General features: G+C 74.5%; 21 protein-coding genes and 7 tRNA genes. 11 read left to right on the forward strand and 17 right to left on the reverse strand.

Features of this window, described 5'->3' with window-relative positions; genetic code table 11:
* Window positions 1–81: 81 nt before the first annotated feature.
* Together ACFY7C_RS31935 and ACFY7C_RS31940 are read right to left on the reverse strand one after the other, a co-directional pair.
* The gene (locus tag ACFY7C_RS31935; protein ID WP_389657370.1) at window positions 82–1,404 is read right to left on the reverse strand and encodes a hypothetical protein; all 1,323 of its coding nucleotides are present in this window, start codon (window positions 1,402–1,404) and stop codon (window positions 82–84) included.
* The gene (locus tag ACFY7C_RS31940; RefSeq protein ID WP_389657373.1) at window positions 1,404–1,979 is read right to left on the reverse strand and encodes a DUF4365 domain-containing protein; all 576 of its coding nucleotides are present in this window, start codon (window positions 1,977–1,979) and stop codon (window positions 1,404–1,406) included. Before ACFY7C_RS31940 ends, ACFY7C_RS31935 begins: the two co-directional genes overlap by 1 nt.
* Before the next feature lie 120 nt (window positions 1,980–2,099).
* On the opposite strand from ACFY7C_RS31940, the gene ACFY7C_RS31945 reads away from it, so the two are divergent.
* On the forward strand, window positions 2,100–2,828 hold the full coding sequence (locus ACFY7C_RS31945) for a 3'-5' exonuclease (RefSeq protein ID WP_389657376.1): 729 nt from the start codon (window positions 2,100–2,102) through the stop codon (window positions 2,826–2,828).
* A gap of 97 nt (window positions 2,829–2,925) precedes the next feature.
* On the opposite strand, the gene ACFY7C_RS31950 is transcribed toward ACFY7C_RS31945, so the two are convergent.
* Together ACFY7C_RS31950 and ACFY7C_RS31955 are read right to left on the reverse strand one after the other, a co-directional pair.
* Window positions 2,926–2,997 (reverse strand) — tRNA-Val (locus ACFY7C_RS31950).
* Between the two features lie 39 nt (window positions 2,998–3,036).
* On the reverse strand, window positions 3,037–3,501 hold the full coding sequence (locus ACFY7C_RS31955) for an SRPBCC family protein (protein ID WP_389657379.1): 465 nt from the start codon (window positions 3,499–3,501) through the stop codon (window positions 3,037–3,039).
* A gap of 82 nt (window positions 3,502–3,583) precedes the next feature.
* On the opposite strand from ACFY7C_RS31955, the gene ACFY7C_RS31960 reads away from it, so the two are divergent.
* Window positions 3,584–6,076, forward strand: coding sequence for an SCO7613 C-terminal domain-containing membrane protein (locus tag ACFY7C_RS31960; RefSeq protein WP_389657382.1), 2,493 nt, complete (start codon window positions 3,584–3,586; stop codon window positions 6,074–6,076).
* A gap of 65 nt (window positions 6,077–6,141) precedes the next feature.
* Here the strand turns inward: ACFY7C_RS31960 and ACFY7C_RS31965 are convergent.
* Both ACFY7C_RS31965 and ACFY7C_RS31970 read right to left on the reverse strand, forming a co-directional pair.
* A tRNA-Val gene (locus ACFY7C_RS31965) sits at window positions 6,142–6,216 on the reverse strand.
* A 54-nt stretch (window positions 6,217–6,270) separates the two neighbouring features.
* Window positions 6,271–6,717 carry a TIGR02611 family protein gene (locus tag ACFY7C_RS31970; protein ID WP_389657385.1) on the reverse strand — a complete coding sequence of 149 codons (447 nt, stop codon included), beginning with the start codon at window positions 6,715–6,717 and terminating at the stop codon, window positions 6,271–6,273.
* A gap of 189 nt (window positions 6,718–6,906) precedes the next feature.
* Between ACFY7C_RS31970 and ACFY7C_RS31975 the strand changes: the two genes are divergently transcribed.
* A complete protein-coding gene (locus ACFY7C_RS31975) occupies window positions 6,907–7,320 on the forward strand; it encodes an SsgA family sporulation/cell division regulator (RefSeq protein ID WP_015032345.1) in 414 nt (137 codons plus the stop codon).
* A gap of 194 nt (window positions 7,321–7,514) precedes the next feature.
* Window positions 7,515–8,072: a CGNR zinc finger domain-containing protein gene (locus ACFY7C_RS31980; RefSeq protein WP_389657388.1), complete on the forward strand. Its 558-nt coding sequence runs from the start codon at window positions 7,515–7,517 to the stop codon at window positions 8,070–8,072.
* A gap of 18 nt (window positions 8,073–8,090) precedes the next feature.
* Here ACFY7C_RS31980 and ACFY7C_RS31985 read toward each other — a convergent pair whose 3' ends face one another.
* Window positions 8,091–8,261 carry a hypothetical protein gene (locus ACFY7C_RS31985; RefSeq protein ID WP_389657391.1) on the reverse strand — a complete coding sequence of 57 codons (171 nt, stop codon included), beginning with the start codon at window positions 8,259–8,261 and terminating at the stop codon, window positions 8,091–8,093.
* Between the two features lie 111 nt (window positions 8,262–8,372).
* Window positions 8,373–8,801 carry a hypothetical protein gene (locus ACFY7C_RS31990; RefSeq protein ID WP_389657394.1) on the reverse strand — a complete coding sequence of 143 codons (429 nt, stop codon included), beginning with the start codon at window positions 8,799–8,801 and terminating at the stop codon, window positions 8,373–8,375.
* A gap of 151 nt (window positions 8,802–8,952) precedes the next feature.
* Here ACFY7C_RS31990 and ACFY7C_RS31995 point away from each other — a divergent pair, with 151 nt between their 5' ends.
* Window positions 8,953–9,468 (forward strand): DsbA family protein, encoded by a 516-nt coding sequence (locus tag ACFY7C_RS31995; RefSeq protein WP_389657397.1) that lies wholly within the window; start codon window positions 8,953–8,955, stop codon window positions 9,466–9,468.
* Between the two features lie 76 nt (window positions 9,469–9,544).
* Here ACFY7C_RS31995 and ACFY7C_RS32000 read toward each other — a convergent pair whose 3' ends face one another.
* The 3 genes from ACFY7C_RS32000 to ACFY7C_RS32010 form a co-directional block, all read right to left on the reverse strand.
* Window positions 9,545–10,381: a GNAT family N-acetyltransferase gene (locus tag ACFY7C_RS32000; protein WP_389657400.1), complete on the reverse strand. Its 837-nt coding sequence runs from the start codon at window positions 10,379–10,381 to the stop codon at window positions 9,545–9,547.
* A 61-nt stretch (window positions 10,382–10,442) separates the two neighbouring features.
* Window positions 10,443–11,273: an aminotransferase class IV gene (locus ACFY7C_RS32005; protein WP_389657403.1), complete on the reverse strand. Its 831-nt coding sequence runs from the start codon at window positions 11,271–11,273 to the stop codon at window positions 10,443–10,445.
* Window positions 11,270–12,358 (reverse strand): chorismate-binding protein, encoded by a 1,089-nt coding sequence (locus ACFY7C_RS32010; RefSeq protein WP_389657406.1) that lies wholly within the window; start codon window positions 12,356–12,358, stop codon window positions 11,270–11,272. The genes ACFY7C_RS32005 and ACFY7C_RS32010 overlap by 4 nt, the downstream gene beginning before the upstream one ends.
* 278 nt (window positions 12,359–12,636) lie before the next feature.
* Here ACFY7C_RS32010 and ACFY7C_RS32015 point away from each other — a divergent pair.
* The 5 genes from ACFY7C_RS32015 to ACFY7C_RS32035 all read left to right on the forward strand — a co-directional run bounded on the left by ACFY7C_RS32015 (window position 12,637) and on the right by ACFY7C_RS32035 (window position 13,104).
* Window positions 12,637–12,709: transfer RNA gene (locus ACFY7C_RS32015), tRNA-Gly, on the forward strand.
* Between the two features lie 39 nt (window positions 12,710–12,748).
* Window positions 12,749–12,822 (forward strand) — tRNA-Cys (locus ACFY7C_RS32020).
* Window position 12,823: 1 nt separating this feature from the next.
* A tRNA-Val gene (locus ACFY7C_RS32025) sits at window positions 12,824–12,895 on the forward strand.
* 34 nt (window positions 12,896–12,929) lie between these two features.
* Window positions 12,930–13,001, forward strand: a tRNA-Val gene (locus tag ACFY7C_RS32030).
* Between the two features lie 28 nt (window positions 13,002–13,029).
* Window positions 13,030–13,104, forward strand: a tRNA-Val gene (locus tag ACFY7C_RS32035).
* 108 nt (window positions 13,105–13,212) lie between these two features.
* On the opposite strand, the gene ACFY7C_RS32040 is transcribed toward ACFY7C_RS32035, so the two are convergent.
* From ACFY7C_RS32040 to ACFY7C_RS32050, 3 genes are all read right to left on the reverse strand, one after another.
* A complete protein-coding gene (locus tag ACFY7C_RS32040) occupies window positions 13,213–13,485 on the reverse strand; it encodes a zf-TFIIB domain-containing protein (RefSeq protein ID WP_389657409.1) in 273 nt (90 codons plus the stop codon).
* A 39-nt stretch (window positions 13,486–13,524) separates the two neighbouring features.
* Entirely contained in the window at window positions 13,525–14,514 is a 990-nt protein-coding gene (locus ACFY7C_RS32045; protein ID WP_389657412.1) for a phosphotransferase family protein, read from the reverse strand.
* 197 nt (window positions 14,515–14,711) lie between these two features.
* Entirely contained in the window at window positions 14,712–14,879 is a 168-nt protein-coding gene (locus tag ACFY7C_RS32050; RefSeq protein WP_389657415.1) for a hypothetical protein, read from the reverse strand.
* Between the two features lie 447 nt (window positions 14,880–15,326).
* Here ACFY7C_RS32050 and ACFY7C_RS32055 point away from each other — a divergent pair, with 447 nt between their 5' ends.
* Window positions 15,327–16,595, forward strand: a complete 1,269-nt coding sequence (locus tag ACFY7C_RS32055) for a serine/threonine-protein kinase (RefSeq protein WP_389657418.1) — start codon at window positions 15,327–15,329, stop codon at window positions 16,593–16,595.
* 91 nt (window positions 16,596–16,686) lie between these two features.
* Here the strand turns inward: ACFY7C_RS32055 and ACFY7C_RS32060 are convergent, their stop codons facing one another.
* The 3 genes from ACFY7C_RS32060 to cobT form a co-directional block, all read right to left on the reverse strand.
* A complete protein-coding gene (locus tag ACFY7C_RS32060) occupies window positions 16,687–17,505 on the reverse strand; it encodes a TrmH family RNA methyltransferase (protein WP_389657422.1) in 819 nt (272 codons plus the stop codon).
* A 59-nt stretch (window positions 17,506–17,564) separates the two neighbouring features.
* On the reverse strand, window positions 17,565–18,815 hold the full coding sequence (gene cobA, locus ACFY7C_RS32065) for a uroporphyrinogen-III C-methyltransferase (protein ID WP_389657425.1): 1,251 nt from the start codon (window positions 18,813–18,815) through the stop codon (window positions 17,565–17,567).
* 277 nt (window positions 18,816–19,092) lie between these two features.
* Window positions 19,093–22,443 (reverse strand): nicotinate-nucleotide--dimethylbenzimidazole phosphoribosyltransferase, encoded by a 3,351-nt coding sequence (cobT, locus tag ACFY7C_RS32070; RefSeq protein ID WP_389657428.1) that lies wholly within the window; start codon window positions 22,441–22,443, stop codon window positions 19,093–19,095.
* Window positions 22,444–22,517: the final 74 nt, after the last annotated feature.

A 22,517-nucleotide genomic window follows, 5' to 3' on the forward strand; every position in this document is an offset into this window, starting at 1 on the left:
GGTGCGCGACAGAGACGAGGTGCCGCGCAGCCTCGATCCTATAGGGGGCCGCGGTGCGACCAGGGCTCCCGGGCGGATGCGTCAGTCCTCGCCCGGCCCGCAGGCCTCCTCGAAGAACTCGAGGTTCTCCTGGAGCGATTTCATCAGCCGGTCCCTGACCGCCTCGTCCACCTGCACCGGTACGACCCCGGTGGCGTCGGTCAGCCGGCGGAAGCCGCCCCGGCTCTCCAGGCGGCCGACGAGCCGGATCGGCAGCCCGACGAGGTGGGCGTGCCCGGCGGTGCGGTACGCCTCCTCGTCGAGGGTGACGCGGACGTGCCCCACCTCGGCGCCGGCCAGCACCCGCAGCCGTACCGTGCCGTGGCCGCGCGGCCCGGAGCGGCGCATGCGGACGACGGCGCCGGTGATGCGGACCGGCAGCGACGGCTCGTCGGTCAGGTAGCGGGCGCCGGCGGCGCGCAGGGCCGGCAGGTCGCCGGGCGAGAACTCGACCGGCTCGGGCCGGGCGGCACAGCCCTCGGGGGTGCCGGCGGCCGGGGACCACTCCAGGGCGATTCCGGCCCCTTCGGTACCGCGGACGAGGGCGACCAGGGCCTCGGTGAGCTCGCGGCTCACCCCGGCCTCGACGGCGGTGTCGAAGGCTTCCATGCCGCCGGTGGCCCGCTGGTAGTCGACGGCCTCACGGGCCGCGTAGAGGGCGTGGTAGAGCCGGACGGTGACCGCACGGCCGGGGTCGACGGGCAGGAAGGCGGTCAGGCCGCGCCCGCCGGGGGCGGCGCCGACGACGACGCTCTCCAGGGAGGCCTGGGCGTGTCTGCGGTGCCGGGCCCCGTGATAGCCGGCCCGGCCGCGGACGGCGAGGGCGCCGGCGAGCAGGACGCCGCGGGCCGCGGTCCTCAGCTGTTCCTGGACGGGCCAGGGCACGGCACCGGCCGGGCCCGGAGGCACATCGCGCCACCAGCGGATCTCGTCGCTGGGGACGGTGAGGCCGGTGAGGACCTCACGGGCGGAGGGCGCGGCGCTGCGGGCGAGGGCGGTGAGCGCCTCGCCGAGCAGGTCCTCGCTGTCGGGGAAGGAGCGGCTCTCCGGTACGAGGAGGCTGGTGCCGCGGCTGCCGGCCTCGGGGCCGGGCGGCGACCAGCGGCTGTAGCGCCCGGCGGCTCCGCCGCGCCGCCGCCAGCCGTGCCTGGCGAGGAGCGCGCCGAGGACCCGGGGGTCGACGCGGCCGGGGTCGGGGGTCTCTCCGGCCTCGGCCCAGGGCCCGGCGGGGGCGGCGGGCACGCCGGTCCAGTGGCCGGGGAGGTCACCGGGGAGCGGGTGGGGCCTTGGCCACAGGGGTGGGGGTGGCACGGGATCGGGGCCGTGGCCGGCGCCGTTCTCCGGTTCGTCGGTCGGCCGGTGCATCAGGGTCTCCCTCCCACGCCGACCCGGGCCATGATCTCGCAGAGCGCCCGGTCGTCGAAGATCCGTGCCGTCGGGATGCGCACGGTGGTCCTGCTTCGTCCCGTGACCGGGTGGCCGGCCAGGTTGATCCAGTAGCAGCAGTGCCGCAGGTCGAGCCCGTCGTGCCCGGCCCGCAGCCAGTCCTCCCGGTCCCGCGGGACGATCATCACGACCAGGATCTTGTGGACCGCCACGGGGGTCCGCGCGAGCTTCACCAGGTGCTCGTTGTCGAGGGTGAACGAGAACTCCGCGGCGGCGGACCCGGCCGTGCGCGGCGGTATCTGGTAGGTGCACTTCAGCTGCACCTTGATGGTCACTTCGTCGTCGATGGTGTGGCCGGGAGCGCTGTGGCTCACGTGCCAGTCGATGCCGTTGTCCGGAAACGGCTGCGACAGCGAGCAGCCCGCCGCCGCCGCGACCGCGTGGAGGTATCCGACCTGGAGGGTCTCCATGCAGGCGGTGGTGGCGAGTGAGCCGCGCAGCGGTGCTGCCCGCTGAGGCGGCAGCCCTCCCGATTCGGGCTGGGCGAGCGCCATGTCAATTTCCTTCCCCGTCACCTGTGTTGTCACCGGTCCGCGTACGGCGCAAACAGCCCGGGTATCAACGATTCGGGCAGGGGGATGGCCATCTGCCGCGCACGTGCGAGGAGTTCGGGGATGACGACGCACTGGTACGAAGGGCCCCTGGCCGCTTTCGACACGGAGACCACGGGAGTCGACGTCGAGGAGGACCGGATCGTGTCCGCCGCCCTCGTCGTCCAGGACGCGACGGGCACGCGCCCGCGGGTGACGCGCTGGCTGGTGAATCCGGGGATTCCGGTGCCGGCCGAGGCCACCGCCGTCCACGGTCTGACGGACGATCACCTCCAGCGCAACGGGCGGTGGCCGTCGCCGGTCGTGGAGGAGGTGGGCCGGGCGATAGCCGAACAGATCGCGGCGGGGCGGCCGTTGGTGGTGATGAACGCACCCTTCGACCTGACGATCCTGGACCGCGAGCTGCGCCGCCACCGCGCGTCCTCGCTGGGCCGCTACCTGGAGCACGTGCCGCTGTGCGTGCTCGACCCGCGGGTCCTGGACAAGCACCTGGACCGCTACCGCAAGGGGCGGCGGACGCTGACGGACCTGTGCGAGGAGTACGGGGTGGTGCTGGACGGCGCGCACGACGCGGCGGCGGACGCGCAGGCGGCGATGGATGTCGTACGGGCGGTGGGGCGGCGTTTCGCCGCGCGGCTCGACCGGCTGTCGCCGGCCGAACTGCACACGCTGCAGGCGGTGTGGCACGCGGCGCAGGCGCGGGGCCTGCAGGCGTGGTTCGCCCGGCAGGGCACCCCGGAGTCGGTGGACCCGGCGTGGCCGCTGCGCCCGGAGCTGCGTACGGCGGCGTGATCCGTCACCGCCGGACGGCGGGACGACGGGGTGGTGGTGAGCCTTCGCCGGAAACGGCTGAGGCCGGTCCGTCATGCGACGGACCGGCCTCTCCCGGTGGGCGATACTGGGATCGAACCAGTGACCCCTTCGGTGTGAACGAAGTGCTCTCCCGCTGAGCTAATCGCCCGGGAACGGGTTGAACCATACAGGGCCCGCGGGGCTCGGTTCAAACCGGCGGCGGCGAGGCGCGCAGGTGGGCGGCGAGCCCACGGCGTCCGGCGCGCATCATCAGGGCGTGGTTGACCCGGAAGACGGGCCGTCCCGGTACGGCGAGGGCGCGCATCAGCGGGCTGCGGACCTCGACCTCCTGCTCGTACAGGGCGTGGGTGCCGGTGCCGTCGGGCAGGGTGCTGAGGGTCCAGCGGGCCCAGCCCTCCAGGTCTCCGCCGAGCGCGATCTCCAGGACCCGGGCGGCGGGGTCGCGCCGCCTGGCCCGGGCGGTGACGACCAGGTCGTACGGGAGGAGGGAGCGGAAGCGGGCGGTGCCGGTGGTCTCGTCGACGGGGACGACCTCACGGACCTGCGGCCACCAGCGGGGGTAGTCCTCGGCACACTCCAGGGCGGCGTAGACGGCCTCGGGCGGCGCGGCGAGGCGCCAGACGCTGCGGAAGCGGTAGCGGCACCAGTCCATGGCTCCAGTGTGGGCTACTCAGAGGCGGATCTGAGTAGCCGTACGCATCCCCTCCTCGCGTGTCCGGCGTCACACTCCGCCTATGGACTCCTCCCTGCCTCCCGCGGAAGAGCTGGTGCTCGTCGACCGCGAACTGGCCCGACTCGATGCCCGCCGGGCCCAGTTGCTGGTGCGCCGGGACTGGCTGCTGCGGGCGCTGTACCCCCAGGTGAGCGCGCCGGTGGCCGCGCCGGCGCCGTTCCCCGCGCCGCCCCGGCCCGAGGCGACGCCGCGCAGCACGCAGAACGTGCTGCTGACGCTGGGCGGGGTGCTGCTGACCGTCGCCGCGCTCGTCTTCACGCTGGTGAGCTGGGGCAGCATGGGCATCGGCGGCCGGGCGGCCGTCCTGGCCGTCGTGACCTCGGCCGCGCTCCTCGCCCCGGTGGCCCTGCTGCGCCGGGGCCTGGGCTCCACGGCGGTGTCGCTCGCCGCGCTCGGTCTGGTCCTGACGCTCCTCGACGCGTACGCGCTGCACCGGGTGGCGCTGCCGGACACGGACGGCCTGGCGTACGCGGCGGTGGCCTCGGCCGTCCTCGCGGGTGCCTGGGCCGCGTACGGCTCCGCCCTGCCCCGGCTGCGGGTGCCGCTCCCGGCGGCCGTGATCGCCGCCCAACTTCCGCTTCCGCTGGGCGTGCTGGCCGCCGACGGCGGTGCGCTCGCCTTCGCGTGGGCGGCCCTGGCCACGGCGGTGCTCGACCTCGCGGCCGTTCTGCGCGCCGGGATCCCGGCCGTGCGCGTGACGGCCGGCGTCGGCGCCGCCGCCCTCGGCGGCTGGGCCCTGCTGACCGGTCTCGGGTTCTCGGTCACCGTCCCGGGCCGGGCCGCCCCGCTGCTCCTCGTGGCAGCCGCGGTCCTGCTCCTGCTCGCCCACCGCCACACCCCGACCGCCCTCGCCTCGGCCACCGTCGCCGGGCTGGCGGTCGTCGCCACCCTGGGCGGCCTGCTGCGCCCCGCGCTTCCGGATGTCTGGGCGGTCCCGGGCTACGCCCTGTGCGCCGTGGTCGTGGCGTCGGTGGCGCTGTGGGGCCGGGGAGCGGCCGACACGGCCGGTTCCGGTGGGCGTTTCGTTCCGTCGCGGGGGATGCGGCTCGGCCTGGCCGCGGCGGGTGGCGGTGTGCTGGCGCTCGCGGTGGCGTGGGCGCTGCCGCCGGTGGTGGCGGGGCTGCTCGGGCCGCTGGCGCGGTCGACGGACATCTGGTCGGGGACGCATGCCCGGCCGATCCTGCCCGACCACCCGGCGACCGCCCCGCTGGTCCTGCTGCTCGCGGCCGCCGCCCTGGCGGTGGTGCCGCGCCTGTGGGCCCGGTGTGGCGCCCTGCTGCTGGTGTGGGGCCTGCTCACCGCTCTGCCGGTGTCCCTGGGCCTGCCGTACGCGGTGACGCTGCTGCTGCAGCTTTCGACGGCCGCGGCGGCCCTGGCCGTGGCCCTGCGCCCGGCGCTGCTGGCCCGGGGGCTGCCGTCCGGCGACCCGGCCGGCGGGGACGCGGACGGGGAAGGGCATGCGGCGCCCGGGACCTGGGCCGGGTGGGCGCCTCGCCGTCCGGCCGCCGAGGGCCGGCGGGCGGCGCCGGAGAGCGTCGTCGGGTGGCTGGCGTACGGGTGCGGCCTAGGGTCCGCCGTCGGCGCGGTGGCGCTGGGCCTGGACACCCGCGCGGCCACGTTCGCGGTGCTGGGCGTGCTGGCGGTGCTGTTCGGCGGGGTCGCCGTGCTCGGCACGGGCGGGCGGCGGCTCGTCGGGGCCGTGGGGGCGGTGCTGGCGGTGGCCGGTCTGGTGGGGGCCGGTGCGGCGGCCGCGGAGCTGGGGGCGGCGCTGAGCGGTCTGGTGCTGCTGGCCGTGCCCGCGGCGACCGCCGGGGTCGGCGCGCGGCTGCGGCGGCACCCGGTGGCCGTGGCGGTGGAGGGCACGGGCGCGGCCGTGGGGCTGTGCGCGCTGGGGCTGACCGGGGGCCGGCCGGCGCTGCTGGCCCTGGCGCTGGCGCTCGGCGGGGTGGTGGCCGCGGCGACGGCGGTACGGCCGGAGCGGCGAGTGGTGGCCTCGTGGGTGGCGGCGGCGCTGTTCCTGCTGGCCACCTGGGTGCGGCTCGCGGTGTGGGAGGTGACGACGCCGGAGGCGTACACGCTGCCGGTGACGGTCCCGGCCCTGCTGGTGGGCGTGCTGCGGCGGCGGCGCGACCCGGAGGCCTCGTCCTGGGCGGCGTACGGTCCGGGTCTGGCGGCGACGCTGGTGCCGAGCCTGGTCGCGGTCTGGGCCGATCCGCACTGGGTGCGGCCGCTGCTCCTGGGGCTCGCCGCGCTCGTGGTGACGCTGGTGGGCGCGCGGTTCCGGCTGCAGGCGCCGCTGCTGCTCGGTGGCGCGGTGCTGGCCCTGGACGGGCTGCACGAGCTGGCGCCGTACGTGGTGCAGGTGGTGGGCGCGCTGCCGCGCTGGCTGCCGCCGGCCCTGGTGGGTCTGCTGCTGCTCGCGGTGGGGGCGACGTACGAGCAGCGGCTGCGCGACGCGCGACGGCTGCGGGAGCGCCTCGGGCGGATGCGCTGAGGCGGCCGGGGCGGTGGGACGCCGAGGGCCCGGAGACGGTGTCGTCTCCGGGCCCTCGGTCCGGGTGGTGGGCGATACTGGGTTCGAACCAGTGACCTCTTCGGTGTGAACGAAGCGCTCTCCCACTGAGCTAATCGCCCGGGCGCACCGCAAACATTACCCCATGTCAGCGGGGCTGCCGCACCACGTTCGGTTCAGCGGTCGATCTTCCACGGCATGACGAAGCCGAACTTCCACAGGTAGACGCCGAGCAGCACGGCGGTGATCACCAGACCGATGGTGGTGAGGATGATGTTGCGGCGACGGACCTTGGGGTCGAGGGCGCGCTGGGCGGCTTCGGTGACCTTGCGCTTGGTCCAGCGCAGCACCAGCTGGGCCCAGACGAACTCGGTCGCCCAGATCGCCATGCCGGCGAAGATCACCAGCCAGCCGGGGCCGGGCAGGGGCAGCATCACGATGCCGGCGCCGACCACGGCGAGGCCGACCACGAAGACGCCGACCTGCCAGCTCAGGTGCAGGGTCCTGCGGGCCTTGATGAACTCCGGGGCCCGCGAGCCCAGAGGGGTCTCCTCGGGCTGTTCGGCGCCGCTTCCCCCGCCGGCCGCGGACTGTCCGGCGCGCTCGTCACTCTCCGCATGCATGGGCCCAACTTACCGGACCGGCGCCGACTGCCGGAATGGCGGTATTACCCAAAGTTACATGCCTCCATACGAGCTACCTGAACGATCACAAAACAGACAGAGGGGTTTACAACGGCACCGTAGGTGGCATGTCGATTTCGCCGACGTGCGAATCCCCGAGCGCACACTGAGCGAAAGGCCCTGGCGCTTATGAACACCACGGTCAGCTGCGAGCTGCACCTGCGCCTCGTTGTGTCGAGCGAGTCCTCACTGCCTGTACCCGCGGGCCTGCGGTATGACACGGCCGATCCGTATGCCGTGCACGCCACCTTCCACACCGGAGCCGAGGAGACGGTCGAATGGGTGTTCGCCCGCGACCTTCTCGCCGAGGGGCTGCACCGGCCCACCGGCACGGGCGACGTCCGCGTCTGGCCGTCCCGTAGCCACGGCCAGGGAGTCGTCTGCATCGCCCTGAGCTCTCCCGAGGGCGAAGCCCTGCTCGAGGCCCCGGCGAGGGCCCTGGAGTCGTTCCTCAAGCGGACCGACGCTGCCGTGCCGCCCGGCACCGAGCACCGCCACTTCGACCTCGATACGGAGCTCTCCCACATCCTGGCCGACAGCTGAGCCAGGCCGACAGCCGCCGCACGGCGCCGTCCGACTCGGGGAGACGGCGCCGCGCGGGCAGCCCCCCGCGCCTTCCGTCGGCGCCCCTCACCGCGCAGCCGGCGCGGTGAGGGGCGCCGATGCCCGTTTCCGGGTCGCGCTAAAGTCAGCGCAATTGCGCGGGCGCCCGCCCGCAGCCGGCCAGGGAGCGAATCGTGCTGATCCCCCACGACACCCGGATCGCCCTCGACACCGTCGTCGGTCTGGTGAACACCGCCCCCCAGGGCGACCGCGACGACGAACTCGGGGACCTCCAGGCACTGCAGTCCTTCGTGCACGCCCACAAGATCAGCGACGTGGGTGAGCTCGGAGCCGAGGACCTGCGGGCCGTCCGGGACGTGCGCGACCGCTTCACGGCCGTCTTCTCCGCCCCCGACGCCAGGATCGCCGCCACGCTGATCAACCAGCTGGTCGCCGCCGCGGGCACCACGCCGCAGCTCACCGACCACGACGGCTACGACTGGCACGTGCACTACTTCGCGCCGGGCGCCTCCCTCGCCGACCACCTGGCCGCCGACTGCGGCATGGCGCTCGCCTTCATCGTGGTCGCCGGCGAGCAGGAGCGGCTGCGGCGCTGCGAGGCCCCCGACTGCGGCCGCGCGTTCGTCGACCTCTCCCGCAACCGTTCCCGGCGCTACTGCGACAGCCGCACCTGCGGCAACCGACTGCACGTCGCCGCGTACCGGGCGCGCCGCAAGGAGGCCGCCGGCTGACGCCGTCGGGCCGGAGGCTCACAGCAGGAACAGATCATGGACGGCGGCCATGAGCAGCAGCCCGCCGATCACCGCCAGGAAGATCATCAGCGGTGGCTGGGAGAGCGCGAACAGACAGCCGCGCGGCTCGTCGGCGGCGGAGGGGGCAGGGGCGGGGGCGGGAACGGGGTCCCGCGAGGTATCCAGCATCTCGGGGGGATGATGGCGCACCCGACGCCCCGACGATCCCGCAACACGCCCCGGGTCAGGGCCGGTTCATCCCATCCCGTGGCCGCACGGGACGAGAAGTGACAGAAGCGGTCATATTCCGTGCTTCTTCAGAATCGCCTCGATGTCGCTGAAGTCGTCCTCGGCGGCGGAACCGGCCTTGGGTTTCGTGGTCGGCCCGCGCCGGCCGGCACCGTGTGAGGGCGCCGACGCGGCGGGCGCCACGGCCGGCCGCTCCGCTGCCCCGGCCGTCTCCTTGCGTCCGGCGCGACGCCGCTCGACGGCCCGCGTGGAGGAGAACAGCAGCCAGGCCGCGCCCAGCACCCCGAAGCCGATCCACGCGGTCGGACTGAAGGCCGTACGCGCCAGCCACTCCACCGCACCCGTCATCACCAGCCCGAGCGGCACCAGCGCATAGGCGGCGATCCTGGCCGCGGTCAGGAACCTCCTGCGGAAGGCCGTGATCGCGGCGATGCCCAGGCCCGCCGCGGACACCGCGGAGCAGATGGTCTCGGCGAGCATGCGATCCTCCAGGTCCCGGGTGATACGTCCCTTCCATCCTGCACCGCCCCGCCCCGCGCGACCATGCCTCCGGCCGCGGATCAGGGAGATCTCCGGGTCGTCCCCCAGGGACCGAGGGCGGGCGGGGACGCGGATGGGAGAGACTCTTCCCATGAGTGAGTCCACCACCCCCGCCTCCCCCGTCGTCCTGGAGGCCTGGTTCGACCTGCAGTGCCCCGACTGCTTCAAGGCCCTCGACGACGTCCGCGCGCTGCGCGAGAAGTACGGCGAGCGCCTCGACGTACAGCTGCGCCACTTCCCGCTGGCCAAGCACAAGCACGCCTACGCCGCCGCCCAGGCCGCCGAGGAGGCCTTCGCGCAGGGCAAGGGCTGGGCCTACACGGAGGCGCTGCTCGCCAGGACCGAGGAGCTCGGCGGGCGCGGCGAGCCGGTGCTTCTGGACGTGGCCCGGGAACTGGGCCTGGACGACGAGGAGTTCGACACCGCCCTGATCGACGGCCGGCACCTCCTGACGGTCGACGCGGACGAGGCCGAGGGCAAGGCGGTCAAGGTCACCGGCACCCCCACCTATGTCATCGGCGGCGAGCGGCTCGACGGCGGCCAGAGCCAGGACGGCCTGCGCGCCCGCATCGAGGAGATCGCCGACCGCCTGCTCGCCGACGCCTAGAACCCCGCTCAGCCCCGCTCGCCGACGCCCGGGCCCGTAGCGGCGGCCCCTCGCCCCCGCGGCCCCGGCCCGACGCTCAGAGCGCCTTGAAGCTGTTGATGTGCGTCGTGCGGTAGCCCAGGGACTCGTAGAGCCGGATCGCCGGGGTGTTGCCCGCGAAGACGTGCAGTCCCAGCAGGCGCTCCCCGGCCGCCAGCACCACGCCCTCGGCCACCAGCATCAGCGCCCGGCCGTAGCCCCTCCCCCGGTGCTCCTCGGCGACCTCGATGTCGTACACGTAACCGGCGCTCACCCCCGGTTCCAGCTCGCGGACGCCCGTCCACACCCGGCCGACCGCCTCGCCGCGCAGAACCCCCAGGTGGATGGCCGTGCCGGGGGTGGCGAGGCCCCTCGGGAGCAGCTCCCGGTGGCTGGCCTCCGCCTTGGCGCGGGCCTGCGCCTCCGGGACGCCCCGGCTGAGCCAGCTCCGGGCGAACCTCTCCCTCGCCGCGGCCTCCCACCTGACGAACTCCTCGTCGGTCATCGGCCGCACGTCGAGGCCGGGCGGCAGGGCGGGAGGGTGCTCGGGCAGTTCCTTGACCATGTTCCGGCTGCGCTCGGTGTAGCCGAGCGAGCGGACCAGGCGCAGCGCCGCCTCGGCGTCCGCGGGCACGGACACCTGCACCTGCCCGCAGCCCCAGTCCCGCAGCACCTCCTCGGCGGCGAGCGCCGCCACCGTGGCCCGGCCCCGGCCCCGGTCCGGTTCGTCGACCCGCAGGCGTTCGATGATCCCCGAGGCGGCGCCGAACGCCGGGTCGGTGGTGAGGCGGACGGAGCCGACCCGGCGGCTGTTCACGCAGATGTCGTACGTGCGCGACCGGCCGCCGTCGGCGGTCTGCTGGAGCGGCTCGGACGGCCGCAGGGTGGTGGTCATCACCCGTGTTCTACCCACCCCCGCCCCGGTCCGTCATCCGGATTCCGGGGCGGGGCCGGGGTCAGCCGAGCCGCGGGTCCCGGTCCCGGGCCGCCCGCTCGTCGAAGATCCGCATGGCCTTGGCCGTGACCGGGCCCGGCGCCGCGGAGAGCTCCCGGCCGTCCACCCGGTGCACCGCCTGCACGTCGCGCAGGGTCGAGGTCAGGAAGATCTCGTCGGCGCTCTCCAGGACCTCCAGCGGAAGGTCGGTCTCCTCCGCCCCGGTCCACGCCACGGCGAGGGCGCGGGTGATGCCCGCGAGACAGCCGGAGGAGACGGGCGGGGTGAGGATCCGGCCGTCCACCACCACGAAGACGTTGGAGCCGGTGCCCTCACACAGTCGGCCGACCGTGTTGCCGAACAGGGCCTCGGACGCGCCCCGCTCCCGCGCCCTGGCGAGGGCGACGACGTTCTCCGCGTACGAGGTGGTCTTCAGGCCCGTGAGGGCGCCGCGCTCGTTGCGGGTCCACGGGACGGTGATCACGGCCGTGGAGTCGGGGCGCCGGCTCGTCTCGCCGAGGGCCACGACCAGGCTGGGGCCCGCGTCCCCGCGCTCGGAGCCGAGCGGCGACAGACCGCCGGTGTAGGTGATGCGGAGCCGGCCGAGTTCCATCGGATTGGCGGCGAGCACGGCGGCGCAGGCGCGGCGGACCTCGTCGAGGTCCGGGTCGGGCAGTCCCAGGCCCCGGGCGGAGCGGGTGAGCCGCTCCAGGTGCAGCGTGAGAGCGAACGTTTCGCCACGCTCGGCCTTGACCGTCTCGAAGATGCCGTCGCCGACGGTCAGACCGTGGTCCAGGACGGACACCAGCGCGGTCCCGGCGTCGTGCAGTCCGCCGTTGACCCAGAGTTTCATCGAGATATGGCCTTTCCACTCGCGTCGTACGCGCCACTCGTCTCGTACGCGCCGCTCGCCTCGTACCCGCCCGACGCTATCGCGACCAGGCGGGACGCCTTCAGTTCGGTCTCCGCCCATTCCCTCTCGGGATCGGAGCCCCAGGTGATCCCCGCGCCGGTGCCGAAGCGCAGCACGCCCTCGGGGCGGTCGATCCAGAAGGTGCGTATGCCGACGGCCAGCGCGGCGGTGCGCCGGTCGGCGTCGACCCAGCCGATGCCGCCGCAATAGGGCCCGCGGGGGACGGTCTCCAGCGCCTCGATGATCCGCAGGGCGCTGGACTTGGGGGCGCCGGTCACGGAGCCGGGCGGGAAGGTCGCGGCGAGCAGATCGCCCCAGCCGGCGTCCTCGCGGAGCTCACCGCGGACGGTGGAGACCAGGTGGACGAGCCCCGGGTGCGGTTCGACCGCGCAGAGCTCGGGCACGGTGACCGAACCGGTGGCGCAGACCCGGCCCAGGTCGTTGCGCACCAGGTCCACGATCATCACGTTCTCCGCGTGGTCCTTCTCCAGGAGGTCCTCGGCGGTCCGGCCGGTGCCCTTGATCGGGCCGGACTCGACGGTGCGGCCGGTACGCCGCAGATAGAGCTCGGGAGAGGCAGTGGCGATCTCCACGCCGTGCGCGGGCAGGCGGATCGTTCCGGCGTAGGGGGCGGGGTTGCCGCGGGCGAGGAGCGCCGTGAGCGCGTCGACGTCGGCGCGGGCCGGGTCGGGCAGCGGCGCGGAGAGCACCCGGCAGAGATTCGCCTGGTAGACCTCCCCGCGCGCGATGTGCTCGCGCACGCGTCGCACGCCCGCCGTGTACGCGGCGCGGTCGAGGGACGACGTCCAGTCGTCGGCCGCCGGGCCGTGCCAGGCGCCCGGGACGGGCGCGGGAACCGGGTCGGGCCGTACGTCGCCGAAGCGGGCGCAGGTGAGACGGCCCTCGAAGTCCGCGCAGACGGCCCAGAAGCCGGCGGAGTCCAGCGCCTCGGGATCATGGGTGACGTCCCGGAGGTCGGTGGCGAGGAGGCCGCCGAAGCGGGCCAGAGGAGCGAGGGTGTGCACGCTTGCGAGTCTAGGGGCGCCGGGTCGGGCGGGGCGGGGGCCGGAGCCACGGGGTCGGGGAGCGCGGTCGGGGAGCGGGGTCAGGGGGCGGCCGGGGGGCGCGCGGGAGCCGCTGGGTGCCACCCGGGGAACACGCGGAGTGAACGCCGTACGAACGCTCCCGGCCCCCGGGAGGTGCCGCAGGTCAGCACGCTGCGGAAACGCGTTTTTGTACTGGCCCAGGAATCCGCTAGAGTTCAACACGTCGCCGGGACGCGCAAGCGAAACGGAAACGACAAGCGGACGTGGCTCAGTTGGTAGAGCATCACCTTGCCAAGGTGAGGGTCGCGAGTTCGAATCTCGTCGTCCGCTCGATGTGGGGGATCTTCCCGAACCCCCGTATTCACTCCGGGTGGAGTGGCCGAGAGGCGAGGCAACGGCCTGCAAAGCCGTCTACACGGGTTCAAATCCCGTCTCCACCTCCAAGGACGATTAGCTCAGCGGGAGAGCGCTTCCCTGACACGGAAGAGGTCACTGGTTCAATCCCAGTATCGTCCACTGGACCCTCGGGTCCTGGATCTTCGGATCCCCCGCGCGATTAGCTCAGCGGGAGAGCGCTTCCCTGACACGGAAGAGGTCACTGGTTCAATCCCAGTATCGCGCACGCAGTAACCGCACCCCCGGGTGTTCCCGCGCGATTAGCTCAGCGGGAGAGCGCTTCCCTGACACGGAAGAGGTCACTGGTTCAATCCCAGTATCGCGCACCACACACGAAGCCCCCGGCCGCTCCTCGCGGCCGGGGGCTTCGTCGTGACGCTTCGGGCCTCGGGCCCTGGCTTCGGGCCCGGTGCTCGGGCCCGAAGCTGAGGAAGAGCTCAGGAGGAGAAGAGCATCCGGCCGAAACCGCGCGGGCGGTGACCGTGGTGGCCGCCGTGGTGCGGGGCGCCCCACGCGGGAGCGGCGGGCTGCGCCGGGTACGCCGGCGGGGCGGCGGGCGGGGCCGGCTGGGCCCACTGCGCCTCGAGACGGGTCAGGGCCTCCAGCTCGCCGTAGTCCAGGAATATGCCGCGGCAGCCGCTGCACTGCTCGATCTGGACACCGTTGCGGTTGTACGTGTGCATGGGCGCGTGGCACTTGGGACACTGCATGCTGGAATCAACTCCCTGCCTTCGAATGGGACTCTCACCCTACGGGGACGCAGGCCGGGCCAACTCGGTTCGCAGCGACGCGATTCGGGCACACGTGTCGATCATCACGACCTCCACCTCGTCCAGCGGCCGCCCCTCGGCGGTCGACTTGGCGACGGCGAGCGCGGCGGTCTGCACCGTCAGGGCGCGGGCCGGTACGTCCAGGCGCGCCCAGGGGTCGGCCGGGGCCGGACCGGCGGTCGAGGGGCCGACGCCCGCCGGGCCGACGCTCGCCGGGGCGGCGGTCGCGGGGCCGCAGGCCGTCTCGTACGCCCCCAGGAAGCGCGCCCAGACCTCCGGCGGCAGCAGCCCGGCCGCGAACCACGCGGCCGGACGGGCCAGGTCCCAGGCCGGATCGCCGACACCCAGATCGTCCACGTCGATCAGACGCCAGCACGGTCCACCGCCCGGCCGCACGAGCTGACCGAGATGGAAGTCGCCGTGACACAGCGCCGGGCGGCCCTGGCCGGTGTCCCCGGCCGGCAGCGTGGCCCACGCGCGCAGCACCGTCGCCGCGGCCGGATGGTCCGGAGCGGTGCGGCGCATCCGCTCCACCGCCAGCGCCACCTTCACCCGCGCCCTCATCGACGGCAGACCGGGCGGCGCCGGAGTCCGGTGCAGCAGGGCGAGCAGCCGCCCCGCCTCCTCCCAGGGAGCCGCGTCCGGATCCTCCGGGTCGACCGGCGCCCCGAAGGGCCAGACCGTCAGCGGACGGCCGTCCGGCAGGGCCTCCGGCCCCGCCACGGGCGGAAGCAGGACCCCCTCCAGGGCCGGCAGGCCCGCGAGCGCGACCCGCGCCCGTAGCTCCGCCGTGTCACTGTCCGGGGCGTGCGCCTTCAGGACCAGTCCCCCGTGCCGTACGACCGTGCCGTCGTCCCGGTCCGCCAGCAGACCGACCGGACAGGCGCACGGGCCGTCTCGGTCCGGCCCGATCGGGTGCGCGGCGGCGCGGGCGAGGGCGTGCAGCTTCAGGAGGGTGGTGTCGTCCACGCGGGGAGCCTACGTGGGTGTCCGCGTGGCTGGTTCCGGGTGGGGGAAGGGCTCGCTGCCGCTCCGGGAAAAGCGCGAGGGCCGGTCAGCTCCCCAGCTGACCGGCCGCACGCTGCCGTCCGCCGCACCCCCGTCCCCACGGGGTTGTTGGCCGGATGTCCCCGACCCGGGCCGCTCTCCCGGGTCCGGGGCGCCACTCAGCGCCCCAGCATCACGCCCACGGACGACGCCTGTGTGACCACCGCGTCCCAGCCGCCGAAGACGACCACGAGCAGGGTCGCGAGAGGGAGGACCATGGCAGTCGCCACCAGCGGGTGACGACGGCCGGAAGGGCGGGGGTTCATCCGCGGGGCCGAGTACGCCATGGTTCCTCTCCTGTCGGTCTGGATGCGGCGGGTGCGGTGACCTCGGGGGACGAGTGCTGCACCCGCCGCTTGCCCTCAAATCTAGGCAGCGACGGCCGCCCGGACGTCATGCCCGCGTACCGACTTCCGGGCCTCCCGGAGGATGACGACCCTCCGCCCGGCGTACTCCCCTGGGTGGAGACGGCTCCCCCGGAATAAGGGTCTTCCCGGAGGGGCCCCCACAGCTCGCGTGACGTCACTCACGTTTACCGCCGACCCACGGGGTGTCGACCCGGCCGAATCCCAACCGCCCTGATACGAAGGGGTGTTGACGACCGAACGGGCTGACCGGGCCTCAAGTGTGCCCCCCAGCACTGACAATCGAAGCGACCACGAGGGCGCGGCCTGTGAGCACGCCGGGGCGGCGGTACGTAAGCTGTGCCACGTCGAACGGACGAGGGGACGGACATGGCGATGATGCGGCTCCGGCGCGAGGACCCGCGGATCGTCGGGTCGTTCCGGCTCCACCGCAGGCTGGGAGCCGGCGGCATGGGAGTCGTGTACCTCGGCTCCGACCGGCGCGGACAGCGCGTGGCGCTCAAGGTGATCCGGCCCGACCTCGCCGAGGACCAGGAGTTCCGCTCCCGGTTCGCCCGCGAGGTCTCCGCCGCCCGGCGGATCCGCGGCGGCTGCACCGCCCGGCTCGTCGCCGCCGACCTCGAGGCCGAGCGCCCCTGGTTCGCCACCCAGTACGTCCCCGGGCCCTCGCTGCACGACCGCGTCGCCGAGGAAGGACCCCTACGGGCCGCCGACGTGGCCGCGATCGGCGCGGCGCTCTCCGAGGGCCTCGTCGCCGTCCACGAGGCCGGCGTCGTCCACCGTGACCTGAAGCCCTCCAACATCCTGCTGTCCCCCAAGGGCCCCCGGATCATCGACTTCGGGATCGCCTGGGCCACCGGCGCCAGCACCCTCACCCACGTCGGCACCGCCGTCGGCTCCCCCGGCTTCCTCGCGCCCGAGCAGGTGCGGGGCGCGGCCGTCACCCCCGCCACGGACGTCTTCTCGCTGGGTGCCACTCTCGCGTACGCCGCCATGGGCGACTCGCCCTTCGGGCACGGCAGCTCCGAGGTCATGCTCTACCGGGTCGTGCACGAGGAGCCGCAGCTGCACGGCGTGCCGGACGCACTGGCGCCGCTCGTACGGGCCTGCCTCGCGAAGGACCCGGAGGAACGGCCCAGCACCCTCCAGCTGTCCATGCGGCTCAAGGAGATCGCCGCCCGCGAGGCGCAAGGGCTTCCCGCCGCCACCCGGACCCCCGGCCAGCGCGAACGCGTCGAGGAACGCAACACCGTCCGGCCCACCGAGCGGTACACCGAACGCACCACGGAGCGGTCGGGCGGGCGCGGCGGTGAGCGGTCCGGGGAATGGTCAGGGGAATGGTCCGGCGAGCGTGCGGGCGAACGCGCGGGCGAGCGGGCCACCACCGGCGAGCGGGGCATCGGTGACCGGCCCACCGGGGGTTCGCGGCCGTCCGCATCCCGGCCCGCCTCACCCCGTACCGGCGCGGGATCCCGTAACTCGCAGTCCCGGCCCGGCACCCGCCCCGGAGCGCGCGGCACCTCCACCGGGCGCCGGCCCGCCAACCCCAGGCTGCTGCGCCAGCGGCTCTTCGTCTTCGTCGTCGTGACGCTCGTCGTCGCCCTGGGCATCGCCGCCGCGCAGGCCCTGCAAGGGTGACGGGGCCGCGGGGCGAGCGGGGATCGTTCTTGCACGTGAGGGTGCGGGTCCGCGTGCGGCTGGGCTGCGGCTTCGGCTTCGGCTGCGGGCCCTACGGCTGAGGGCGGCCGCTCGTCACCGCGTAGAACGCCACGGCCGCGGCCGCACCCACGTTCAGCGAGTCCACGCCGTGCGCCATCGGAATGCGGACCCACTCGTCCGCCGCGCGCAGCGCCTGCGTCGACAGGCCCTCGCCCTCCGCGCCCAGCATCAGCGCCACCCGGTCCAGCCGGTGCGGCGCCGCCTCGTCCATGGACGTGGCCTTCTCGGCCGGGGTGAGGGCGAGAAGCCTGAAGCCCGCCTCCCGTACCGCCTCCAGACCGCGCGGCCAGGTGTCCAGGCGGGCGTACGGGACGGAGAAGACGGCGCCCATCGAGACCTTCACCGACCGGCGGTACAGCGGGTCGGCGCAGTCCGGGGACAGCAGGACGGCGTCCATGCCGAGGGCGGCGGCACTGCGGAAGATCGCGCCGATGTTGGTGTGGTCGTTGACCGACTCCATCACCGCGACCCGGCGGGCCGCACCCAGCAGCTCCCTGGCGTCCGGCAACGGCTTGCGCTGCATCGAGGCCAGGGCGCCGCGGTGCACGTGATAGCCCGTGACCCGCTCGGCCAGATCCGGCTGCACCGCGTACACCGGAGCCGGGACCTCGTCGATCACGTCCCGCATCACGTCGACCCACTTGGCGGAGAGCAGCATCGACCGCATCTCGTAACCCGCCTGCCTCGCCCGGCGGATCACCTTCTCGCCCTCGGCGATGAACAGGCCCTCGGCCGGCTCGCGCCTGCGGCGCAGCTCGACATCGGTCAGGCCGGTGTAGTCGCGCAGACGCGGGTCGTCGGGGTCGTCGATCGTGATGAGTTCGGCCACGGGGTGATACTGCCTTGTCCGGGGGGTGGTGCCAATGGTGGGGCGGGGCGGGGGTGGGGTTACTCGGGGCGCCGCGTCAGCTTGTCGGGGGCCTCGTTCACCACGTCGCCGATGACGATCACCGCCGGCGGGCGGACCTCCTGGGCCTTCACGGTCTCGGCGACCGTCGCCAGCGTCGCGTCGACGCGGCGCTGGGTGGCCGTCGTGCCCTCCTGGACCAGGGCCAGCGGGGTGTCGGGCGACTTGCCGTGGGCGACCAGCGCCTCCGCGATCTTTCCGATCTTGTCGACGCCCATGAGGATGACCAGGGTGCCCGTGAGCTTCGCGAGGGACGCCCAGTCCACCAGCGAGCGCGGGTCGTCCGGGGCCACATGACCGCTGACCACCGTGAACTCGTGCGCCACGCCGCGGTGCGTGACCGGGATGCCCGCGGCGCCCGGCACCGAGATCGAGCTGGAGATGCCCGGGACCACCGTGCAGGCGATGCCCTCGGCCGCCAGCGCCTGGGCCTCCTCCATGCCCCGGCCGAACACGAACGGGTCGCCGCCCTTGAGGCGGACCACGGACTTGCCCTGCTTGGCGTGCTCGATCAGGGCGTTGTTGATGGCCTCCTGGGCCATGAAACGGCCGTACGGGATCTTCGCCGCGTCGATCACCTCGACGTGCGGGGGAAGCTCGGAGAGGAGGTCGCGCGGGCCGAGCCGGTCCGCGATGACCACGTCCGCCTCGGCCAGGAGGCGGCGGCCGCGGACCGTGATCAGGTCCGGGTCGCCGGGGCCGCCGCCGACGAGGGCGACGAACGGCGTGCGGGCGCGGCGGGCGGGGGCCGTGATCGAGCCGTTGCGGAGGCTCTCGACGATCGCGTCCCGGACCGCCGCGGAACGGCGCGGGTCGTGGCCCGTGAGGACGGCGACGGTCACGCCCTCGCTGCGGCCGGTGGCCGGGGTCCAGGCGGTGGCCGCCTCCGCGTCGTCGGAGCGCACGCACCAGGTCCGGGTCCGCTCCGCCTCGGCCGAGATGGCGGCGTTCGCCACCGGGTCGGTGGTGGCGACGAGGGCGTACCAGGCGTCGGCCAGGTCGCCCTCCTCGTACCGGCGCTTGATCCAGGTGATCTCGCCCGTCTCGGCCATCGCGTCCACGGAAGGGGTGGCGGAGGGAGAGATGAGGGTGATCTCCGCCCCGGCCGCGATCAGGGCCGGGAGCCGGCGCTGGGCGACCTGACCGCCGCCGAACACGACGACGCGGCGGCCGGCGAGGCGCAGTCCGACGGGGTAGGCGGGGTGCTCGGCGTGGTCGGCATGCTCGGCCATGGTGCGGGCGGCTCCTCTGGAGGGGCGGTGGTGTGCCCCAAACGATATCGGTGACCTGCGGAAATCACGCTGTGACGGATGTCCCGCCGTGGTCCGGTGACGCGGGGCACGCTCCGGGACCCGTGGTCGGGACTGCATGATTTACGGCGCGGTTCGGGAGCTTGTGACGCGCACGCCCTTGTTCCGCGCCACACATCACGCTTTACGTCCCGAACACGGGTCCCTGCACGTCCCCCACTCCCGTAGCTGGGGCGGGGGGGCGTGCAGGGTGCGTCTGCTACTTCTCCGTGACGCCCGCGGAGTCGAACGTGGCGACCTCGTGCATCGCCCGCGCGGCGCTCTGGACCACCGGGAGGGCGAGGAGTGCTCCGGTGCCCTCGCCGAGGCGGAGGTCCAGGTCGACCAGGGGACGCAGGCCCAGCTTGTTGAGGGCCGCGACATGGCCCGGCTCGGCGCTGCGGTGGCCCGCGATGCAGGCCGCCAGCGACTCGGGGGCGATGGCCCGGGCCACCAGGGCGGCCGCGCCGGTGGAGACGCCGTCGAGGATGACCGGGGTACGGAGCGAGGCCGCGCCCAGGATCAGGCCGACCAGCGCCGCGTGCTCCAGGCCGCCGAGCGCCGCGAGGACGCCGATCGGGTCCGCGGGGTCCGGCTTGTGGAGGTCGAGGGCGCGGCGGACCACGTCCACCTTGCGGGCGTGCATCTCGTCGTTGATGCCGGTGCCGCGGCCGGTGACCTCGGTCGGGTCCACCCCGGTGTACACCGAGATGAGGGCGGCGGACGCGGTGGTGTTCGCGATGCCCATCTCACCGGTGAGGAGGGCCTTGTTGCCGGCGGCGACGAGGTCGCGGGCGGTCTCGATGCCCACCTCGATCGCCGCGACCGCCTCCTCGCGGGTCATGGCCTGGGTGATGGTGAAGTCGGCCGTGCCCGCGCGGACCTTGCGGGGCAGCAGGCCGGGCGTGGCGGGGAGGTCGGTGGCGACGCCGACGTCGATGACGCAGACCTCGGCGCCCACCTGGTTCGCGAAGGCGTTGCAGACCGCTCCCCCGCCGAGGAAGTTCGCGACCATCTGGCCGGTCACCTCCTGCGGCCAGGCGGTGACGCCCTGGGCGTGCACGCCGTGGTCGCCGGCGAAGATCGCCACGGCGGCCGGCTCCGGGATCGGAGGGGGGCAGACGCGGGAGAGGCCCGAGAGCTGGGCGGAGATGATCTCCAGCATGCCCAGCGCGCCCGCGGGCTTGGTCATGCGCTTCTGGCGCTCCCACGCCTCGCCGAGCGCCTTGGCGTCCAGCGGGCGGATGTTGGCGACGGTCTCCTGGAGCAGGTCGTGCGGCTCCTCGCCGGGCAGGGCGCGGCGACCGTACGTCTCCTCGTGGACGACCCAGGACAGCGGGCGGCGCTTGGACCAGCCCGCCTGCATCAGCTCGGGCTCCTCCGGGAACTCGTCGACATAGCCGACGCAGAGGTACGCGACCACTTCGAGGTGCTCGGGCAGGCCGAGGGCGCGGACCATCTCGCGCTCGTCGAAGAAGCTGACCCAGCCGACGCCCAGGCCCTCGGCGCGGGCCGCGAGCCAGAGGTTCTCGACGGCGAGCGCCGAGGAGTACGGGGCCATCTGCGGCTGCGTGTAGCGGCCGAGGGTGTGGCGGCCGCCCCGAGTCGGGTCGGCGGTCACGACGATGTTCACCGGGGTGTCGAGGATGGCCTCGATCTTCAGTTCCTTGAACTGCTTCGCCCGGCCCTTGGGGAGGGACTTGGCGTACGCCTCGCGCTGGCGCGTGGCGAGTTCGTGCATCGTCCGGCGGGTCTCGGCGGAGCGGATGACGACGAAGTCCCACGGCTGCGAGTGGCCGACGGAGGGGGCCGTGTGGGCGGCCTCCAGGACCCGCAGGAGCACCTCGTGCGGGATCGGGTCGGAGCGGAAGCCGTTGCGGATGTCGCGGCGCTCGCGCATCACGCGGAGCACGGCCTCGCGCTCGGCCTCGTCGTAGCCCGGGGCGCGGTCGGAGGGCGCGCTGTCGTTCTGCTCCGGCGTGGACGGCTCCTCGGCGGACGGCTCCGGATGTTCGGCGATCTGCTGCTCGGCGGTCTGCTCCGGGGCGGACGGCTCCTCGGCGATCTGCTCCGGGGCGGACGGCTCCTCGGTGACCTGCTCCGGGGCGGACGGCTCCAGCTCTTCGGCGGACTCCGGGGCGGTCGGCTCCTCGGCGATCTGCTGCTCGGTGATCTGCTGCTCGGTGATCTGCTGCTCGGCAGGGGTTTCCGCGGCGGGGACCGCCTCGGCCGACGGCTGCTCGGCAGGCAGCTCCTCGGCGGTCGGCTCGTGGGCGGGGACCTCCGCGGCGGGAGCCGCCTCGGCCGGCAGTTCCTCCGCGGGGGCCTCCGCGGCGGGAGCCGGCTCGGTCGGCTGCGCCTCGGGGAGGGGGGTCTCGGCGAGGGGGGCCTCGGCTGACGGCTCTTCGGTCGGGAGGGCCTCGGTGGGCGGCTCTTCGACCGGGTGCGCCTGGGCCACGGGGACCTCGGCCACGGGCGCCTCCGGCATCGGCTCCTGGGCAGGCGCCGCCTCGGCGGTGGGGACCTCCTCCGACGGCGCCTCGGCCGCCGGGGCCTCCAGGGCCGGCTCGGCGACGGCCGGGGCCGGGGCAGGCTCCAGGTGGGGCTCCTCGGCCGGGGCCAGGGCCTCCGCCACGGGGGCGACCGGGGCGGGGGCGACCGGGGCGGGGGCCGCCTCCACGGCGGGCTCCGGCTCGGGCTCGCGCGGGGCGGGGACCTCGACGACGGGAGCGGGCGCCTGCTCGACGACGGGCTCCGGGGCGACCTGCTCGGCCACCGGGGCCTCGACGGGAGCGGGGGCGGGCTCCTCCGCGACGGGAGCGGGCTCGGGCTGAGGGGTCGGGGCGAGGTGCGGGGTCGTCGGGACGGAGCCCTCGACCGGGACGAACTGGGCGACCGGCGGGACGACCGTTTCTGCGACGGCCTCCTGAGGTTCCTGGGGCTGCGCGGGCCACGGCATCGCGCCCTGCGGCGCGGTCTGCTGGTCCTGCGGCGGCACGTCGAAGTACTGGGGGCCCTCGGTCGGCGGGCCCGGCGTGCGGACCGGCATCGGGGCGGCGGGGCCGCGGTCGGCGAGCGAGCGCACCACGCCGGCACCGGCGTCCGGCACGGGCGGGCCCATGTGCAGGGGACGGCGGGCGGGCGGCGGGGTGGACGCGGTGGGCGGCTCCGGCATGCGGACCGCGCCCAGGTCCACCGAGCCCGAATCACGGCCCGCGGCCTCGTGGGCGCCGGTGTCGAGGACGCCCGGCTCGTAGCCGTGGTCGAGCACCGGCTCCTGCGGGGCGGCCAGGGGCACGCCGTGCGCCGGGGTGGCGGTCACCTGCTCGATGGGGGCGGTGAGCGGGTCCACGGGGGCGGGCACGGCCACCGGCGGCGCGGGCTGGACGCCCGGCTGGTGCTCGCTCCAGGCGCCCTGTGCGCCCGGCATCAGGAGCAGGTCGTCGTCCTCGGCTGCGTTCTCGGAGGGGTCCAGGAAGGTGTACGCGCCCGGAGCGGGGATGCCCGGCTGCTCGACCATGCCTGCGTTCTCCGGCAGCCCCTCGCCCGGGATCTGGCCGGTGTCCGTCATGCTGCGTACCCCTCGCCCATCGGTTGTGCTCCTTCAGACCTTGCCCGTCAACAAGAACGAGCGTGCGCGCCGCG

The organism is Streptomyces sp. NPDC012769, assembly GCF_042901205.1.
Taxonomy (GTDB): domain Bacteria; phylum Actinomycetota; class Actinomycetes; order Streptomycetales; family Streptomycetaceae; genus Streptomyces.

What these genes read in the sequence shown, in the direction of transcription:
- ACFY7C_RS31935 (WP_389657370.1), bottom strand. Translation starts at nt 1,404, where the DNA reads ATGCACCGGCCGACCGACGAACCGGAGAACGGCGCCGGCCACGGCCCC.
- ACFY7C_RS31940 (WP_389657373.1), bottom strand. Translation starts at nt 1,979, where the DNA reads ATGGCGCTCGCCCAGCCCGAATCGGGAGGGCTGCCGCCTCAGCGGGCA.
- ACFY7C_RS31945 (WP_389657376.1), top strand. Translation starts at nt 2,100, where the DNA reads ATGACGACGCACTGGTACGAAGGGCCCCTGGCCGCTTTCGACACGGAG.
- ACFY7C_RS31955 (WP_389657379.1), bottom strand. Translation starts at nt 3,501, where the DNA reads ATGGACTGGTGCCGCTACCGCTTCCGCAGCGTCTGGCGCCTCGCCGCG.
- ACFY7C_RS31960 (WP_389657382.1), top strand. Translation starts at nt 3,584, where the DNA reads ATGGACTCCTCCCTGCCTCCCGCGGAAGAGCTGGTGCTCGTCGACCGC.
- ACFY7C_RS31970 (WP_389657385.1), bottom strand. Translation starts at nt 6,717, where the DNA reads ATGCATGCGGAGAGTGACGAGCGCGCCGGACAGTCCGCGGCCGGCGGG.
- ACFY7C_RS31975 (WP_015032345.1), top strand. Translation starts at nt 6,907, where the DNA reads ATGAACACCACGGTCAGCTGCGAGCTGCACCTGCGCCTCGTTGTGTCG.
- ACFY7C_RS31985 (WP_389657391.1), bottom strand. Translation starts at nt 8,261, where the DNA reads ATGCTGGATACCTCGCGGGACCCCGTTCCCGCCCCCGCCCCTGCCCCC.
- ACFY7C_RS31990 (WP_389657394.1), bottom strand. Translation starts at nt 8,801, where the DNA reads ATGCTCGCCGAGACCATCTGCTCCGCGGTGTCCGCGGCGGGCCTGGGC.
- ACFY7C_RS31995 (WP_389657397.1), top strand. Translation starts at nt 8,953, where the DNA reads ATGAGTGAGTCCACCACCCCCGCCTCCCCCGTCGTCCTGGAGGCCTGG.
- ACFY7C_RS32000 (WP_389657400.1), bottom strand. Translation starts at nt 10,381, where the DNA reads ATGACCACCACCCTGCGGCCGTCCGAGCCGCTCCAGCAGACCGCCGAC.
- ACFY7C_RS32005 (WP_389657403.1), bottom strand. Translation starts at nt 11,273, where the DNA reads ATGAAACTCTGGGTCAACGGCGGACTGCACGACGCCGGGACCGCGCTG.
- ACFY7C_RS32040 (WP_389657409.1), bottom strand. Translation starts at nt 13,485, where the DNA reads ATGCAGTGTCCCAAGTGCCACGCGCCCATGCACACGTACAACCGCAAC.
- ACFY7C_RS32050 (WP_389657415.1), bottom strand. Translation starts at nt 14,879, where the DNA reads ATGGCGTACTCGGCCCCGCGGATGAACCCCCGCCCTTCCGGCCGTCGT.
- ACFY7C_RS32055 (WP_389657418.1), top strand. Translation starts at nt 15,327, where the DNA reads ATGGCGATGATGCGGCTCCGGCGCGAGGACCCGCGGATCGTCGGGTCG.
- cobA (WP_389657425.1), bottom strand. Translation starts at nt 18,815, where the DNA reads ATGGCCGAGCATGCCGACCACGCCGAGCACCCCGCCTACCCCGTCGGA.
- cobT (WP_389657428.1), bottom strand. Translation starts at nt 22,443, where the DNA reads ATGACGGACACCGGCCAGATCCCGGGCGAGGGGCTGCCGGAGAACGCA.